1 protein-coding gene is annotated in these 1,747 nt (G+C 59.9%); it reads left to right on the top strand.

The window, feature by feature from the left end; translation table 11 throughout:
• Nucleotides 1–1,732 (top strand): HAD-IC family P-type ATPase (locus NW819_RS12430; protein ID WP_414413933.1); only part of this gene is annotated, 1,732 nt, incomplete at its 5' end.
• Nucleotides 1,733–1,747 lie beyond the last annotated feature (15 nt).

Genomic DNA, 1,747 nt, shown 5'->3' with positions numbered 1-1,747 from the left:
AACCGGCACCCTCACGGAAAACCAGATGACGGTGCAGGCCATCTACGCCGGATCCCAGCTCTACCAAGTTACGGGCAGTGGCTACAGTCCTCAGGGACAAATCCTGGCCCAGGAGGGGGGTGATCCAGTGGAAGTGGAGCGGCTGCTGGCGTTACAGGCTTGTCTCTTGGCCGGCTGCCTCTGCAATGACACCCGTCTGCAACCCAAAGACAACGGCCAGTGGGAGGTGGTAGGGGATCCCACCGAAGCTGCCCTCATTGTGGCGGGCCAAAAGGCGGGTTTGGATATGGACGATCTGCAGCGCCGCCGCCCTCGCCTGGACAGCATTCCCTTTGAATCTGAGTTTCAGTACATGGCCACCTTGCACCGCCTGGGGCCAGAAGAGCACTGCATCTATGTCAAGGGATCGGTGGAAGCCCTGCTGCCCCGCTGCCGCAGCCAGATGGGATCCCAGGGGGAGATCCAGCCTCTGGAAGAGGAGCGGATTCGCCAGCAGGTGGAGGCCTTGGCACGGCAGGGGCTGCGAGTTCTGGCCTTTGCCCAAAAAACCGTCCCCAGCAGCCAAACTCGGGTGGATCACCCAGATCTGCAGGAGGGTTTAATCTTCCTCGGTTTGCAAGGAATGATCGACCCGCCGCGGCCAGAGGCCATTGCGGCAGTGCATTCCTGCCAAACGGCTGGGATCCAGGTGAAGATGATCACCGGCGACCACGTGCTCACGGCTCAAGCCATTGCCGAGCAGATGGGCCTGGGGGGTGGAAAACCTGTGCAAGCCTACAGCGGTCGAGATCTGGAGCAGCTCAGCCCGGAGGAATTTGTGGAAGCTGCCAATCGGGGATCCGTCTTCGCACGGGTGGTGCCAGAGCAAAAGCTGCGCCTGGTGGAAGCTCTGCAAGCGCGGGGGCAGATCGTGGCCATGACCGGCGATGGCGTCAACGACGCTCCGGCCCTAAAGCAAGCAGATGTGGGGATTGCCATGGGGCGAGGCGGCACCGAAGTGGCCAAAGCTGCTGCCGACATGATCCTGACCGATGACAACTTCGCCTCCATTGAGGCAGCCGTTGAGGAGGGGCGCACGGTTTACAACAACCTGCTCAAAGCCATTGCCTTCATCCTGCCGGTGAACGGGGGGGAATCGATGACGATTCTCCTCAGCGTGCTGCTCAACCGCGAGCTCCCCATTCTGGCCATTCAAGTGCTGTGGCTCAACATGATCAACTCCATCACCATGACGGTGCCTCTTGCCTTTGAGCCGAGCACAGGCCGAGAGATGACCCGCCCACCGCGGGATCCGGAGGCCAACTTGCTCTCTCCTAGGCTGCTGCAGCGCATCCTGCTGGTGTCCGTGTTCAACTGGATCTTGATCTTCGGGGTTTTTGAATACATCGAACAAACCACCGGCAGCATTGACCTGGCCCGCACCATGGCCATCCAAGCGTTGGTGATCGGGCGAATTTTCTATTTGCTCAGCCTCAGCCAGGCCATTCCTACCCTGTTGGGCCGTGGACGTGCCAGCCAATTGGAGCGCCATGAGCGCCTCATGGATACAGCAGCCATTGCCATCGGCATTGGGGCGGCCATCCTGCTGCAGATCCTCTTCAGCCAGTGGAGCCTGTTCAACATTATCTTCGACACAGCACCCCTGTCTTGGGAGCAGTGGGGCTTTTGTTTGCTGGTGAGCTTGCCACTCATCGTTGTCTCAGCGGCAGCCAATCGAGTGGATCCTGAATGAATAACTTGCTTTGGG

It is taken from the genome of Synechococcus sp. R8-2, from assembly GCF_047461715.1.
Taxonomy (GTDB): domain Bacteria; phylum Cyanobacteriota; class Cyanobacteriia; order Thermostichales; family Thermostichaceae; genus Thermostichus.
Note: the sequence above shows the minus strand (reverse complement) of the source record. Positions and strands in the feature narration are given on the sequence as shown.